This is a genomic window from Longitalea luteola, from assembly GCF_017356035.1.
Taxonomy (GTDB): Bacteria; Bacteroidota; Bacteroidia; order Chitinophagales; family Chitinophagaceae; genus Niastella; species Niastella luteola.
On record NZ_JAFIQX010000003.1, the window covers coordinates 111,785 to 127,572 of the forward strand.

At 46.4% G+C, this 15,788-nt stretch carries 10 protein-coding genes; 7 read left to right on the forward strand and 3 right to left on the reverse strand.

Annotation, left to right across the window (positions count from 1 at the left end):
* Nucleotides 1–43 precede the first annotated feature (43 nt).
* From JUB15_RS09020 to JUB15_RS09030, 3 genes are all read left to right on the forward strand, one after another.
* Nucleotides 44–589, forward strand: a complete 546-nt coding sequence (locus JUB15_RS09020; protein ID WP_207512153.1) for an RNA polymerase sigma factor — start codon at nt 44–46, stop codon at nt 587–589.
* A complete protein-coding gene (locus JUB15_RS09025; RefSeq protein WP_207512154.1) occupies nt 586–1,416 on the forward strand; it encodes an anti-sigma factor in 831 nt (276 codons plus the stop codon). The genes JUB15_RS09020 and JUB15_RS09025 overlap by 4 nt, the downstream gene beginning before the upstream one ends.
* Nucleotides 1,417–1,506: 90 nt before the next feature.
* Nucleotides 1,507–1,896 carry a VanZ family protein gene (locus JUB15_RS09030; protein WP_207512155.1) on the forward strand — a complete coding sequence of 130 codons (390 nt, stop codon included), beginning with the start codon at nt 1,507–1,509 and terminating at the stop codon, nt 1,894–1,896.
* A 691-nt stretch (nt 1,897–2,587) separates the two neighbouring features.
* Here JUB15_RS09030 and prfA read toward each other — a convergent pair.
* The gene (prfA, locus tag JUB15_RS09035; RefSeq protein WP_207512156.1) at nt 2,588–3,652 is read right to left on the reverse strand and encodes a peptide chain release factor 1; all 1,065 of its coding nucleotides are present in this window, start codon (nt 3,650–3,652) and stop codon (nt 2,588–2,590) included.
* A 167-nt stretch (nt 3,653–3,819) separates the two neighbouring features.
* Here prfA and JUB15_RS09040 point away from each other — a divergent pair, with 167 nt between their 5' ends.
* Nucleotides 3,820–5,016 (forward strand): amidohydrolase family protein, encoded by a 1,197-nt coding sequence (locus tag JUB15_RS09040; protein ID WP_207512157.1) that lies wholly within the window; start codon nt 3,820–3,822, stop codon nt 5,014–5,016.
* Nucleotides 5,017–5,138: 122 nt separating this feature from the next.
* Here JUB15_RS09040 and recO read toward each other — a convergent pair whose 3' ends face one another.
* A complete protein-coding gene (gene recO, locus JUB15_RS09045) occupies nt 5,139–5,879 on the reverse strand; it encodes a DNA repair protein RecO (protein ID WP_207512158.1) in 741 nt (246 codons plus the stop codon).
* On the reverse strand, nt 5,876–8,176 hold the full coding sequence (gene porZ, locus JUB15_RS09050; protein WP_207512159.1) for a type IX secretion system anionic LPS delivery protein PorZ: 2,301 nt from the start codon (nt 8,174–8,176) through the stop codon (nt 5,876–5,878). Before porZ ends, recO begins: the two co-directional genes overlap by 4 nt.
* A 314-nt stretch (nt 8,177–8,490) precedes the next feature.
* Here porZ and JUB15_RS09055 point away from each other — a divergent pair, with 314 nt between their 5' ends.
* The 3 genes from JUB15_RS09055 to JUB15_RS09065 all read left to right on the forward strand — a co-directional run bounded on the left by JUB15_RS09055 (nt 8,491) and on the right by JUB15_RS09065 (nt 15,619).
* Entirely contained in the window at nt 8,491–10,842 is a 2,352-nt protein-coding gene (locus tag JUB15_RS09055) for an efflux RND transporter permease subunit (protein ID WP_207512160.1), read from the forward strand.
* 112 nt (nt 10,843–10,954) lie between these two features.
* The gene (locus JUB15_RS09060; RefSeq protein WP_207512161.1) at nt 10,955–14,086 is read left to right on the forward strand and encodes a SusC/RagA family TonB-linked outer membrane protein; all 3,132 of its coding nucleotides are present in this window, start codon (nt 10,955–10,957) and stop codon (nt 14,084–14,086) included.
* 36 nt (nt 14,087–14,122) lie between these two features.
* A complete protein-coding gene (locus tag JUB15_RS09065) occupies nt 14,123–15,619 on the forward strand; it encodes a RagB/SusD family nutrient uptake outer membrane protein (RefSeq protein WP_207512162.1) in 1,497 nt (498 codons plus the stop codon).
* The last annotated feature ends 169 nt before the right edge of the window (nt 15,620–15,788 follow it).

The window sequence follows — 15,788 nt, forward strand, 5'->3', positions numbered from 1 at the left end:
TTAAGACCACTTTTTTTGTAACACCACGTTCCGGGCAAACACATTGGGAATAACACTGACATATACCGAACAGGAGTTGGTGTCCCTGTTGCGTAACAGGGATAATAAGGCCTTTGCCTATTTATACGATAATTATGCATCGGCTTTATACAGTATTATTCTGCAGATTGTAAATGATGCTGAGCTGGCCAACGATGTACTACAGGACGTGTTTGTAAATATCTGGCGCCGGATAGAACAATATGATACGGGAAAGGGACGGTTGTTCACCTGGATGATGAATATCGCCCGGAACGCCTCCATCGATACCCTGCGGTCGCGCAGCTATCAGAACAGCCGTAAAAACCAATCGATACAGGAAAACGTAGATACGTTAGCGGCCACAGATGTATTACAACCTGGTGTTGACAGCATCGGGTTGCGCAAGGTGCTGGAAAGACTAAGGGATGAACAACGTACATTGATAGAACTGGCTTATTTTAAAGGTTATACGCACGAGGAGATCGCGGAGCTGGAAAAGATCCCGCTGGGGACGGTGAAGACGCGTATCCGGAATGCTTTGATCCAATTACGTGCATTATTAAGGTGAATATACAGGAATACATATCGAGTGGCATAGTGGAAAGCTATGTGCTGGGGCTCGCTGATGAAGCAGAACGGGTTGAGTTTGAGCAAATGTGCACCCGTTATGCCGAAATACGTGCGGCCCGGGATGCATTCGAGCTTTCCCTCGAACAGCATGCAATGGCAGCAGCTGTAGCACCGCCCACGCAGCTGCGTGAGACCATTCTGCAGCAATTTACCACAGAACCGGCTGTGAGTATCAATCCAGGTGCACCTGTTGTTCAACTGCGTCCCATCAGACGGTCAACCGCTTCCATGGCCATGCGGTATGTGGCGGCAGCAGCCATCATATTACTGGCAGGCAGTGCTATTCTGAATATCTATTACTTCAACAAATACCGGGAATATAGCCGGCGCTATGACCAGCTGGTGGCCCAGCAGGCCGAGCTGGCGCTGAACAACAAAGCCATGCAAACGCGCATGGGCGGCTATGAACGCACCATTGCGGGTTTAACCAATCCCAATATGGCCAAGATCTATATGGATGCCAGCGCGGTACCTGCCGGCAGTCCGGCGCCGGGCAGCCAGGCCACCGTTTTATGGGATACCCGCACGAAAGATGTGTACCTGATGGTAAATAACCTGCCGGAGCCTGAAGCCGGAAAACAATACCAGTTGTGGGCAATTGTCGACAATCAGCCTGTTGATGCCGGCATGCTTGAAATGGACAAAGGCCGCATGATGGTGAAAATGAAAAACATTCCCCGGGCCCAGCTGTTTGCCATTACTCTGGAGCAGGAGGGGGGAAGCCCCACGCCTAAAGGGCCTATGTATGTAATGGGTAAAGTGTAGCGGTGCGCTTTCTAAACTTAAACCCTTCAACCTTGTAACCTGTAACCTGCAGCATGTAAATTTTTTTGCCTTATCTTCCCGCCATATATGATGCGTCTTGTTAAAAAGCTTTGTACCTGGAAGCTCGTTCCTTTTGCCTGGACCGCCTTAACAATTTTTTTACTGTGCCTGCCGGGCTCTGCCATTCCCAGTGCCGGTGTTCTCTCAACAGAAGGTATTGATAAAGTTGTGCATGCCATTTTATTCGGTGGTATTGTATTGCTATGGGCATTCAACCTGTATTTTCGTCGCGATCAAAAATCAAAATGGCAGCAGATTATTGTGTTGCTGACACTTTTTAGTGTAGGATTGGGGATTGGGTTAGAATTTCTACAAAGGGACTATATTCCTAACCGTAGCTTCGACGGTATAGATATCATTGCTGATTCAGCAGGTGCTGTGATAGCGGCTGTATATCATTTATTTATTCGGGTAAAGTAAGAATTGGAGGCTTGTAAGTCAGTTAGTTATAGGCAAAAAAATAGCCCCTGTAGAAACAGGGGCCGTAACCAAAACTAACTGCTTATGAGAAAATTGACTGCTTTGTGTGAGTCGTTAAAAAAGAACTTTATTATATAACGCAAATCCAGTGCCATTAGTATAGAGAAGCCCGTTAAAGTAGAATTAAAACACCCGGGCTAATCTGGCAAAGAACTAAGCGTTGAAATTTCTAATGCAAAGGAACTACGTATTTATTGAATTTCATCAACCTGCTGTGACTTTTTGTAAAACGTTAACATTCGCGTGTTTTTGGGTATTGTGAAATGCATGCATAACACGTAAATCTCCTATTGTAAAACCGAACGAACGTTAATTGCACACATGTATAACTCTTTCAGTTCAACTTCGGTAACAGACACCGTTATAACGGCGATTGATATACTAATGAATTAATTGAAAATTAATGCAACCTTCTTAAGGTTAATTGCATCCGTGGGTTTAGCGGTTGCTGTGGAACCATGTGGAATCATGTGAAACGCTGTGCTGTCCTGCGTTCCGTATTTACCATAAACCACGTGTCAATCTTCCATACATTATGAAGTGACATTTTTTTAATATCGGGCACTGTATCGGGGCAACAAAAAAACGCCCCGTTGTGCGGAGCGTTTTTAATAATATGTACCAGGTATGATTAATTCTGTTTAGCTAACTTTTCAGCATTTTCAGCAAATTGTAATGCATCGATGAACTCCTGCACATTGCCATTCATTACCTCATCTAAATTATAAACGGTAAGGCCAATACGATGATCGGTAATGCGTCCTTGTGGGTAGTTGTAGGTTCTGATCTTTGCGCTGCGGTCACCGGTACTTACCAGGCTTTTTCGGTGCCTTGATATTTCTTCTTCCTGTTTGCGTACCTGTTCTTCATACAGTTTTGTACGCAACATTTGCATGGCTTTTTCCCGGTTGCCTAACTGGGTACGCTCGGTTTGACACATAACCACCGTACCGGTTGGAAGGTGCGTTAAAATAACTTTGGTTTCCACCTTGTTTACGTTCTGACCACCGGCGCCACCGCTTCGGGCCGTTTCCATTTTCACGTCACTTTCTTTCACTTCCACATCCACTTCCTCGGCTTCGGGCATTACTGCCACAGTAGCGGCTGAGGTATGTACCCGGCCCGATGTTTCAGTATCGGGGACCCGCTGTACGCGGTGTACCCCACTTTCAAACTTCATGGTGCCATATACGTCTTCGCCAATTATTTCGAGCTGAACTTCCTTATAGCCACCTACCGTTCCTTCCGATTCACTCAATATAGCTGTTTTCCAGCCTTTCTTTTCACAGAAACGCAGGTACATGCGCAGCAGATCACCGGCAAACAGGCTGGCTTCATCGCCACCGGTTCCGGCCCGGATTTCCAGGATGGCGTTTTTCTCATCCTGCGGATCCTTGGGAATCAGCAACTGGCGAATGCTGGCCTCCAGCTTCTCCTTGTTCTCTTCCAGGGTGGGCAGTTCTTCCTTGGCCAGTTCCCGTAATTCAGCATCTTCCCCGTTCAGGGCTTCCTTATACACTTCCAGGTCGCCCAACACCTTTTTATATTCCTCATAGGCCTTTACGATCTTTTCCAGGCTACGGTACTCTTTGCTCATAGCACTGAATTTCCTGTTGTTGCCCACAATTTCAGGGTTGGTCAATGCTACCCCCAGGTCCTCAAACTTTGCTTTTATGGCTTCCAGCTTGTCTAACATAGATTTGACTTAATTTTGAACGGTCCAAAACCGGAAAGAGATATGCCCCCGGTTCGTCCGTTTGCCAGGGGTACCGCAGCACACCCTGACGTTCTGGCGATTTCATCCGTGGCTTCCTTTTTCCGGATGTCATTAAAACCTGCAAAGTTAATTGTTTCAGCGCTTACATGAATTACAGAAAGTTCCAGGCCGATCATTTATTTACTGGTTTTGAATGGTTATCAAACGATTCGGTTTTGATTACCGGTGCCGATGGGAAAATAATCGACATAGTGCCTGCCGCCGATGCAGGGGAGGGCATTGCCCGCTTTAGCGGCATCCTAAGTCCGGGTTTCATAAACTGCCACTGCCACCTGGAACTGAGCCACCTGAAAGGCGTTATTCCTGAGAACACCGGCATGGTTGATTTTTTGGTGCGGGTTATTCAGCAACGCGGATTTGACGAATCCATCATTAAAGAGGCTATTGCCCAGGGGGAGGACAGCATGCTGCAGAACGGCATAGTGGCGGTAGGGGATATATGCAATACAGCTTATACAATTGACCAGAAAAAAAGAGGCCGCCTGTTGTATCATAATTTCATTGAGACCATGGGTTTTATTGAAAGCACGGCAATGCAGCGGTTCGAAGCCTCCAGGGCTATTTACGACCAGTTTGCCCGCCTCTACAGAACACCGGCAGCTTCCAATTCCATCGTGCCACACGCCCCTTATTCCGTTTCAGCAGCATTATTTCAGCTGATCACGCGCTTTCCGGGCAACAACCTGCTAACCATTCACAACCAGGAAAGCGTTGCTGAAAGAGAGTTTATCGAAAAAGGCACCGGCGATCTTCACCGGTTATACAAGGCGCTGAATATAGACATCTCCTTTTATAAGCCAGGTTCCACAGGCAGCCTGGGAGCTTATCTTTCGCATTTTTTGCCCAATCAATCGCTGATCCTGGTGCACAATACAAACACCAATGAAAGCGACCTCAAATATATCGCCCAAAGCCCTGCGCCGGCGGGGTCGTTCGGGAAGGCATTGCACTTTGCCAGTTTGTTCTTCTGTCTCTGTCCCAATGCGAATGCATATATCGGCAATCCTTTACCGGATATTGACCTGTTACGGCAATACAAAGCGGCTCTTGTAATTGGAACTGATAGCCTGGCATCGAATCACCAGTTAAGTGTGCTGGCTGAACTGCAAACCATTAACCGGCATTTTCCGCATATTGCCATCAGCGAACTGTTGCAATGGGCTACACTGAATGGCGCCCGCGCCCTGCAGCTGGATGATGTTGTGGGAAGTTTTGAGCAGGGAAAAAAACCGGGGGTGCTTGTTGTAAGTGAGGAGCTGTCTACTGTTGAAAGATTGATATGAAATGGTGAGTGGTGAATGGTCAATGGTGAATGGTCAATGATGAATGGTCAATGGTGAATGGTCAATTTTTTCTCAAAAGCGTGTATTTCATTATCACATTATCACATTGTCAAATTATCACATTAACCCAGCACCTCCTGCAGAACCGGCAACGTTTTCATCAACCCAAAGTCCTGGATGTGCAGGGCATAATACATTTGGTAGGCATGTAGAAGTGTGCGGCGGGTTTCCTGGTTTAATTTTATCTGCGTCAGCTCGTCCGGCTGCATCACTTTCAGTAATTGGGAAGTGATATAGCTGTAAGGATAGGATAAGAAATGGGGATGAACCGGGTGCTCATGTACGAATTCACCTTCCTGCAGATCGAAGAAAGGTGTTTCTTCCGTGTACCGGTCGGTAAAGCGGAAACCATAGAACGAAGCCAGGTGCAGGGCGAAGTACAAGGGGAAATTGCCCACCACCTGTTCATCCGCTTTATCGAGATGCATAAACGCATCTTCTGCGAAATAAAAAAGCTCCGGATTGGATTCGGGTTGTTTCAATGTTTTTGACAACAGCTCAACCATGAACAACGCTACCGAATTCTTAACCACATCGAAAAAGATATGCTGGTATAAATAGCTCCATTTGAACTCGCGCAGGCGTTGCAGGTGGTGCAGGTCATTATGATAAGCTACCAGCTCCAGGATGGCGCCTGGCTGAAACAGGTTGGCTTTACCGCTTCCTTTTTTTGAAGAAGTTCTAACGCCGTTCACTATGTACGACTGTATGCCAAACAGCTCTGTGAAAATGCTGACGATCACGCTGGTTTCGCCATATTTCACTGTTCGTAATACAATGCCTTTTGTTAAATGGAGCGTCATTTTTGTACAAATACAATTTTGGTAACCAGTTTTTGTTGGTGATCTTCATCGCTGACCAACACCAGGTAAATACCGGTTGAAATGCTGCGGCCTTTATAATCTTTTCCATTCCATATGGCCTGACTGCCCAATGCCCTGGTTTGATACACCAGGCGCCCATCCATTTCAGTGATCTTTACGATCGCATTATTCGCCACGCCCCTGATGGCAATAGTACCACTGTAGCCGGGCGGAACGGGGTTGGGAAAAACCAATACGTCAGCATGGGTTTCCGTTGGTTCGGTAGCCGTGCTGCGAAACGAACAAATGCCTTTGGCGGTGGCGAAGAATATTTCACCGGTTTTGCCATCAATGGCCATTTCTCTTACATCATTGCTTAGGAGCGGACTGTTGCTTTCCGTAAAACGGTACAGTATCTTTTCACCATCGGCACTGATGAGCCAAACACCGTTCTGAGTGCCCACCCATTTGCGATCGGCGCCATCTACTGCAATGGTCTGCACCTGTTCATCACTGAATAAATATCCGGCAAAATTATCCTTCTGTACAATGGGAAGTACGGCCTCACATCCGTGGTTGGTGAATACCTGTTGTGTGCATTGTATAATGCCAATACCTTTCCTGGTACCAACCCAGATAAAGTTGTTTTTGTCTTTGGCAATACACCGTACATCGTTATCGGGCAGGTTGCCATTGCCTTTTCCACTGCGGTATAATTTCCATTGATCATCGCCGGGGTTATCGATCGATTGGCCATGATTAAAACAAACCAATCCATTGTTCCTGGGCAGGATCATCCATTTCTGGTTGTTATCATCAATTACGATCTGTGAAACGGCCTGTTCTGGCAGTGCAAAAGGAATAATAAAAGACCGCCAGGAACCATCCGGTTTTTTAACATGTACCGGGTTGAGGCTGCCGTAGTTGGCAATCCATAAGTTATGATCAGCATCCATGGCAAGGCCGCTTACCCGATAGCTTGCTGCATTGAAATACGCAGGTTGAATAACCGAGTTCTGTTTGAAGATGGAAATGGTATTGTCTTTTTTAATGTTCACCAATCCACCACCAAAAGAGCCGGCCCATACACTTTCAGTAGCGGGATCAACAGCCACGGTAACCAGGTCGGGGAGCGTATCCAGTATAGAAAAACGCGCACCGTTAAAATAGCTCCAGCTATTATCACTTAAAGCATACAAGCCATTTTTATTATTGCCCGGTTCCCAGGTGGAGGTAACATTTCCCGCTGCTACCCAAAGCGTACTGTTGGCTGCCTGCATTTTCCCGGTAGCAATGGAGTAAGGTGCATCGGGTAATAACCGGTTGAAGCCGGAACCGTTAAAATTTGAGAGCCCTGCAATGGTATCAGCGATCCAGTATTCGTTCTGAAAATAGATCGCCTGCCGCGGTGATCTTATCAATTGTGCATTCTGGATCGATTGCTCAAATGCGCCTGTTGCCGCGAGTACAACCACCCGGCCCGTATTGTTATTGCTTTCGCTCAACAGGATCCTGTTATTGGATACAGTGCAGTTATTGATCGTCCATCCATCGCGATAAAACAAGCTCCAGTTATTGCCAGTTTGTAACCAGAGAGAATCATTTTTTAGAGCTATTACATTGTTTTGCACAGATGCCAGCGAACGTACGCGGCCGGCAGGTAACCCGTTGGCGCCCGATACCAGTTGCCAGTTGCGGAAGTCGGCCAGGTTAGCGCCGTTAACAGGCGCTTTCTTTAAGCCCTCTTCGGTAGCAGCATACAAATAACTGCCGTCACCTGTAATGGCGTTCACTTTTACCTTCGCTCCATTAAGGCCTATAATGTAAGTCTCTTTTATTTCGTATTTATCGAGATTGATCACCACAATGCCCATACCCGTAGCCAGATAGGCCAGTGACTGATGGATGTATACAGCCCGAATAGTTTTATCGCCCGACAGGCCGGCATTCTTCAGCGCATCGATATTAATTACTTTGTTATCAACCAACACATCAATATTGCTGTTGTTATAGCCGATAATTATCCGTTGCCCGTTTGGTTCAGCGGCAACAGCGCTGATGCCCGTTTCAGAAAGTCCATTGGTCCTGCTCCAGCGTTCAATACTGTTATCAGCAGGATCAACCGAGAATAAACTATAAGGGGTAACAGCCCATATGCTGCCGTTGGTACAGGTAACACCGGTTACCTGCTGATAAGGTAAATGATCCCGCCATTGGCCAATTGGCTGCAATTGAGCGGTTGAAGCGAATGGAACGGTGAGCGCCACGCAATAAAAGGCCAGGATACGCTGTAGCATAGTTATCAAAGGTAATTATATGTGGTTGACCTGCCGCTTATTAAAAATATGTTGCACCTGATACTAAACCATAAGTAAAAAACGTACTAGAGAGCTGAAAAAGAGAAATAATATTACGAAAATATAATTTCCTAATTCATTGGCATTAAAACTTTGTTAGACGCTTTCTATAGCGGCAAATAAACTTCCTTAATCCTGCTAAATTGAGTTTCTTTGCGGCCAGGAATCAAGGTAGATGCGCCAGAGCATTGGGCTTTGGAGCTTTTATAGTGATTTGGTATTTGTTATTTGAGATTTAATATTCGATATATCTTATGTGGGAAAAAATCGCCCGGTTCATTTTACGGTCTCGCTGGACACTGTTGATCATCTTACTGGCCCTTACCGGTGTAATGGGCTATCACGCATCGAAAGTACAGATGAGCTATGAATTTGCAAGAGCTATTCCAACCGATAATCCCAAATATCAGGCCTATCAGGCATTCCGCAGCCAGTTCGGTGAAGATGGTAATCTGATGGCCATAGGCGTTACGACACCCGATCTGTTCAAGGCTGAAGTATTTAATGATTATGCCGCCCTGGCCAAACAGATAAGAGGAGTCACAGCAGTAGAAGATGTATTGAGCGTACCTGCCGCTACCAACCTCGTGAAAGATTTCGCCAATGAAAAGCTGAATGCAGTGCCGGTCTTTGCCAGCCGGCCCCTCACTCAACCGGAGCTGGATAGCATGACTGCTGTTTTCTTCAGTCTGCCTTTTTACAAAGGCTTGTTATATAATCCGGCTACCAATACCTACATGATGGGTATCCGCATCAATAAAGAAGTATTGAATTCGAAACGCAGAAATGATGTAGTGGCGAAAATTGTGGAAACAGCCGATGCTTTCGGGCGTAAGCACAATATCGAAATGCATTACAGCGGACTGCCCCTGATACGCACCAACCTGGCTACCAAGGTAGCTGCCGAGATGCAATGGTTCCTGTTAGGCTCAATTATTTTGTCGGCCATTATCTTACTGGCCTTCTTCCGCAGCTTCAGCGCTACTGCCATTTCGCTGGCCGTTGTAATTATCGGCGTGATCTGGTGTATGGGTACCATTGAATGGATGGGCTACAAAATTACCCTGCTTACGGGTGTAATTCCTCCGCTGATCGTTGTGATCGGAATTCCCAACTGTATTTACTTCCTCAACAAATATCACACAGCTTATAACGATGTCAATGGGCAGGTGTTTGCCGGTACCAGCAGAAAGCGGATTGCATTAACCGCTATGATCAGCCGCATGGGTGTAGTAACACTCTTCTGTAATATTGCGGCGGCCATCGGTTTTGCAGTGTTTGGCCTTACCAAAAGTGAAGTGCTGAAAGAATTCGGGATAGTAGCAGGTATCAACATCATGGCCCTGTTCTTTATCTCGATCATGTTCATTCCGGCCGTGTTGAGCTTTTTACCTGATCCCAAGAAAAGACATACCCGTTACCTGGAAAATAAATGGCTGCTCGCTATTTTGGATAACCTCGAACGCTGGTCGTTGCATCATCAAAAGCTGATTTACGGAATAACAGCCGTGATACTGGTAGCATCGGTGGCCGGCATGTTCAAATTGAAATCAGTTGGTTTTATTGTAGATGATCTGCCAAAGACGGATAAGATCTATAAAGACCTGAAATATTTCGAAGCGAATTTCCGCGGTGTAATGCCACTGGAAATAGTGGTGGATACCAAACAAAAGCAGGGACTACGCCGTAATCCGGTGCAAACCTTTGCCCGCATCGATTCCCTGTCGCAGTTTATTGCCGCACAACCTGAAATGGCCCGGCCGCTCTCGATCGTAGAGGGGTTGAAATTCGCCCGCCAGGCTTATTACAACGGCGATAGCAGCAATTACCAGGTGCCCAATGAAGGCGATCTTCTCTTTTTGTCGCAATACCTCAGCGCAAAAGCATCAACAGACAGCAATGGTAAACAAAACAACTTTACACGCATTGTAAGCTCTTTTATGGATAGCAACCGCCGGCTGGCGCGTATCAGTGTTAATATGGCCGATGTAGGCAGCAAACGCCTGCCCGAACTTATCAGCACTATTGAAGACCGCAGCCGCCAGTTGTTCGATACTTCCAGATACCATGTTGAATTCACCGGCACCAGCGTTACCTTCCTTGAAGGCAGTGCATTCATTATAAACGGACTGAAGGAAAGTATTATGTGGGCCTTCCTGCTGATCGCCCTTTGTATGTTATACCTGTTCAGGTCATTTAAGATCCTGATATGTTCGCTCATACCGAATATTATTCCGCTTATTATCACGGCTGGTGTTATGGGCTGGACGGGTGTACCCATAAAACCATCAACCGTACTCGTGTTTTCAGTGGCTTTAGGCATCGCAATAGATATAACCATCAGGTTCCTCGTAAATTATAAACAGGAACTTTCCTTAAATAGTAAAAAGACCTCACATGAACTGGTAATCGATACCATTCATAAAACAGGTATTAGTATCATTTATACCTCATTGACCCTCATTGCGGGTTTTGTAATATTCTGCTTTAGCGGCTTCGGCGGTACACAGGCGTTAGGTTGGCTTACTTCGCTTACCCTCGTGCTGGCAACGTTAACGAACCTCATCTTTTTACCGGCATTGTTGCTCACGATGATAAAAAAATAGCAGCGTACGGTAAAAAAATCAAGTTATCGTGTGTGCTTTTAGTTATATTTGATTACTTGACAAGTTGGCCGCCCAGCCTGACAAGTTGAACTAACTAACTAAAAATTCACACATGAGAAAATTACTATTACTGCTATTTGCAGTAGGCGTAAGCACGTGCCTATTGCAAGCCCAAACCCGCACCATTAAGGGAAAGGTCACAAGCTCCGATGGAAGTCCAATCCCCAACGTTTCGATCATCATCAAAGGAACAGCTTACGGAACCACTACCGATTTCGATGGCAACTACACAATGAGCGTACCAGCCGGTTCCAGGATACTGAAATTTACAGCAGTTGGCATGAGTGAGTTAGAGATCAGCATTGGCGACAAAGGCGTCATTAATGCACAGTTGGAATCAGCCGACAAGAACCTGGCCGAAGTGGTGGTGGTTGGTTATGGAACACAAAAAAGAAGAGAAGCAACGGGCAATCTTTCAACCGTGAAAGGGGTTGCTGTTGCCGATAAACCCATTCAAAGTTTTGAAGCCGCATTGGGCGGCCGCGCCCCGGGCGTTCAAATAACCGTACCGAATGGTATCGTGAACAACCCGCCGGTTTTCCGCATACGCGGTACCAACTCTATTTCCTTAAGTTCATACCCGCTGGTCGTTATTGACGGCGTGCCCACCTTTACCGGCGATTTCAGCGGAACCAGCGCCGGCGGTAATGCCCTGGCCAGCATCAATCCAAGTGATATTGAAAGCATCGACATTGCCAAGGACGCAGCTGCTTCAGCCATTTATGGTAGCCGTGCTGCCAATGGCGTAGTGTTCATCACTACCAAAAAAGGCAAACTTGGCCGTGCCCGCGTATCCTATGATGGCTGGGTGGGCTGGACGAAAGTGCAACGCTTGCCCGAGCTCCTGAATGCCCAGGAATATACCGACTTTAAAAACCAGGGCCTGAAGAATGCCAATACCTATAATGCCAGCACCAATTACTTTGCTTTAACGGAGGGCCCGGATGGCCAGCCCATCGATACCCGTTGGTACGATTACCTGTATCGCACAGGCGTATCGCATAACCATTCAATAAGCGTATCAGGCGCTACCGAAAATACCAATTACTATTTTTCACTCGGTTATACCAATCAACAGGGTATAGTTAAAAGAAATGATTTCAAACGTAAATCGGTTCTCTTTAATATCGATCATAAGGTGAACAAGGTCATTTCAACCGGCGCTAAAATATCATACAGCAATGAAGATAACCTGGCCGCAGCCAGCTCAGGATCGCTGCCGGGCGAAGCATTCAACACCGGCGGTTTCGGCCGAATTGCCCTTATTACCGCACCGAGTATTTCACCTTATAACAATGATGGCACTTATAATACCACCGCCGGCCTTATTGGTGTTATGAATAACAAGCAATCACAAATGGGTTTTTATAATCCTGTAATTACTTTAGACAGGAACCGCAGCAACACAGAAATGAACCATATCCAGGCAAACGGTTATATCCAGGTTAAACCGTTAAGCTGGTTAACATTTCGATCACTGTATGGCATCGACTACCTGTATGCTGATAACCAGATCTACCAGGATCCCACCAGCGGTGAAGGCTATGCCACGATAGGTTTTGCCCAAAGTGTGCTTGGTAAGAACAAACGCAGCGTTTGGACCAACACCCTTTCGATCGATTACGTATTTGGCGACGATCATTCAATTGGCCTGCTGGCCGGTATCGAGGATCAGCGTACTAACAGTGAAGGATATGGGCTTTCGCGTCAGTCCATTTCTGATCCCTATTTCTCAAATATCCAGGGCGGCTTTACGGTGAATAATCCGGTATCATTATCCATTGGGAATAATTACCTGTATTCACAATTCGGCCGGTTCAATTACAATTTTGCCAAAAAATATTACCTGAGCGGTAACCTTCGCCAGGATGAATATTCCGGCCTCGGCTTTAACAAGCGCAAAGGACTGTTCTGGGGCGTATCTGCAGGCTGGGAAATTGCCAAAGAAAATTTCTGGGAAGCAGCCGGTCTCGACAATATCTTCAGCAGCTTCAAACTCCGCGGGAGTTATGGTAAAGTGGGTAATATCAATGGCATCGGTAATTATGAATCTTATAGCACCTATGCGCCCGGTTTATATGGCGGCCTGCCAACCATCGGCTATAACCGGTCAGGCAATCCGGATCTTACCTGGGAAACCAGTAAAAAGACAGACGTAGGATTTAACCTGGGTATTTTACAGGACAGGATCACGGCTGAATTCTCTTATTACAAGAACAATATCGATGGACTCATCCTGGATGTAACCCAGGTTCCGTCGGCAGGTATTCCCAACGCCATCAGGACCAACGTGGGCAGTATGTATAATAAAGGGTTTGAAGTAGGGATCAATGCCAACATTCTTCAGGGTAAAGACTTCACCTGGAACACCTATTTTAACCTGAGCATTAATAAAAATGAAGTGACCGCTTTGGCGCCCGGCCTGCCTTTCATCATTGTAACATCACCGGCCGGCGCATCAACCAATGAAGCGGTAAGTATAACGCAGCCCGGTTACAGCATTGGTACCTTGTACCTGATCCCTACCCGTGGTGTTGATCCTGCTACCGGTAGAAGGATCTTTGTGAATGCAGCTGATAAAGAAGTATATTATGCGCATCCCGGCTCATGGCAATATGCCGATGGCACGGCAGCGCCTGCCATTTCTACTACCGACAGAAGATTACAGCAGAATACAGTTCCTAAACAGATCGGTGGTTTTGAAAATACATTCACCTACAGGAATTTTGAATTAAATGTGCTGTTGACCTATCAATTAGGATTCTATGTATACTACGGAACAGAAGCAGGCCTGAGAGATTATCGTTTCTGGAATAATGAGCGGGCCGTATTGAATGCCTGGACCAAACCGGGCGACATCACCGACATGCCCAGAAATGTGTTTGGTGATAACTATTCCAATGGTTCTGCCGTTCCGCTGGATGTGCACATGCACAAAGGCGATTTCCTGAAACTGCGCAATGTTACCCTCGGCTATAACTTACCGAAATCAATTATCGAAAAGATAAAGATCAGCAGTGCCCGGTTCTATGTAAGCGGACAAAACCTGTACATCTGGACCAAATACCCGGGTCCCGATCCGGAAACTTCTACTAATGGTAATAACCCGGCCAACCAGGGTATCGACAGAAACCAGGTGGCCAATGGCAGAACGGTAACCCTTGGCTTAAAGCTCGGTCTCTAAACTCTTCTGATCTATTAATTGCAAAACACAGGTAAAATGAAACAACTAATCAATAATATAGTTTTTGTTTGCGCTGTATCGCTCGTGGTTACAGCCTGCAAACGCGATGGTCTTATGGAAACCGTACCTACCTCAGATATTCCCGATCTGAGTGTTTATTCTTCCAAAGAACAGGTATTGAACCAGGTAAGATCATTATATAGCAGCTTTAAAAATGGTCAGTTCCACGGCGGCCGGTATCTTATCTATAATGATATCCGCTCAGAAGAATTTTTGAATGAAAAGACCAATGGCGTTACCGGCCTGCAAACCTGGAATCATACCCTCACCAATACCGTGGCTGAAGTGAATGGCTTGTGGGCGCAGGGTTACCTGGCCATCAATAACTGTAACGTTTTTTTGGACGGCATGGCAGAAAAAGGATCAGCAGTCGTGGGCGATTCATTATCTAAAAATTATCTCGGTGAAGCCAGGTTGATCCGTGGGTATGCTTACTATTGCCTGCTGCAACTATATGCCCGCCCGTATTGGGATGGCAATGGCAGTAAACCGGGGTTACCTTTACGATTAACAGGAAACAAGCTGCGGGCCGAGTACCAGCTGGAACGCAGTTCTGTAGCCGATATTTATACTCAGATCTTAAGTGATCTCAGCTTTGCGGAAGCCAATCTGCCCCGTAACTACAGTACTGCAGAATTAAATACCACGAGGGTGCACCGCAATACGGCTATTGCCTTAAAAACAAGAGTGTACATGAGTATGCAGAAGTACGCCGATGTGATCACCGAAGCCAACAAGATCGTTACTGCAACTGCACCCTTTACGGCAACAACCGGCGTGGCCAATGCGTTGCAACCCGATGTAACCAAGATATATACTACCTACAATACCACCGAGTCCATCTTTTCATTGCCAATGACTTCCACAACTGGTGATAATCCCGGTTTGCAGAACCAACTGGCCTATTACTATTCACCCGCTTCTTCGCTGGGTGGCGTAGGGAATGGAGAATATTGCCTGAACCCGGCTGGAATTGTGGGAAATACAACCGCGTGGCCGGCTACCGATAAGCGGCGCGACCTGGTGAAAGTAACCGGTACCACCACCAAAAAATATTGGGTAGCGAAGTATGCGGCGCCTTCGCCATATACTGACTACGTTCCGGTGATCAGGTATGCAGAAGTCCTGCTGAACCTCGCTGAAGCGCGCGTGCGGTCTACCAACACCGTAGATGCACAGGCGGTTGCCTTATTGAATGCGGTAAGGAACCGGTCCGACGCCAGCAAAACATTTACCGTTGGCGATTTTGCTTCCGCTGCCGACCTTATCAATGCATTGTTGATTCAACGGCGAATTGAATTCGTAGGCGAAGGGCTTCGCAGTCCCGACCTGCTGCGGCTGGGTCTTCCCATACCTGCCAAAAGCAGTACCTCCTCGTCTGTGCCAACTATTGCACCCACCAACAGGCAATATGTATGGCCGATCTCTTCCACCGAGCTCGACTTGAATAAATTATGTAAAGACAACGAATAAAGCTAAGTGATGACCTGAACTTGAAACGGGTCTTGATAGTAATCTGGGGCTGTCCGATAAAAGGACAGCCTTTTTTTATTTTCTTTGCATATGCGAATAGGCATCGAATTTAGTTTTATTTAAATATGAATGTAAAATCGTCATCTTCACAATAATTACATAAACTAAA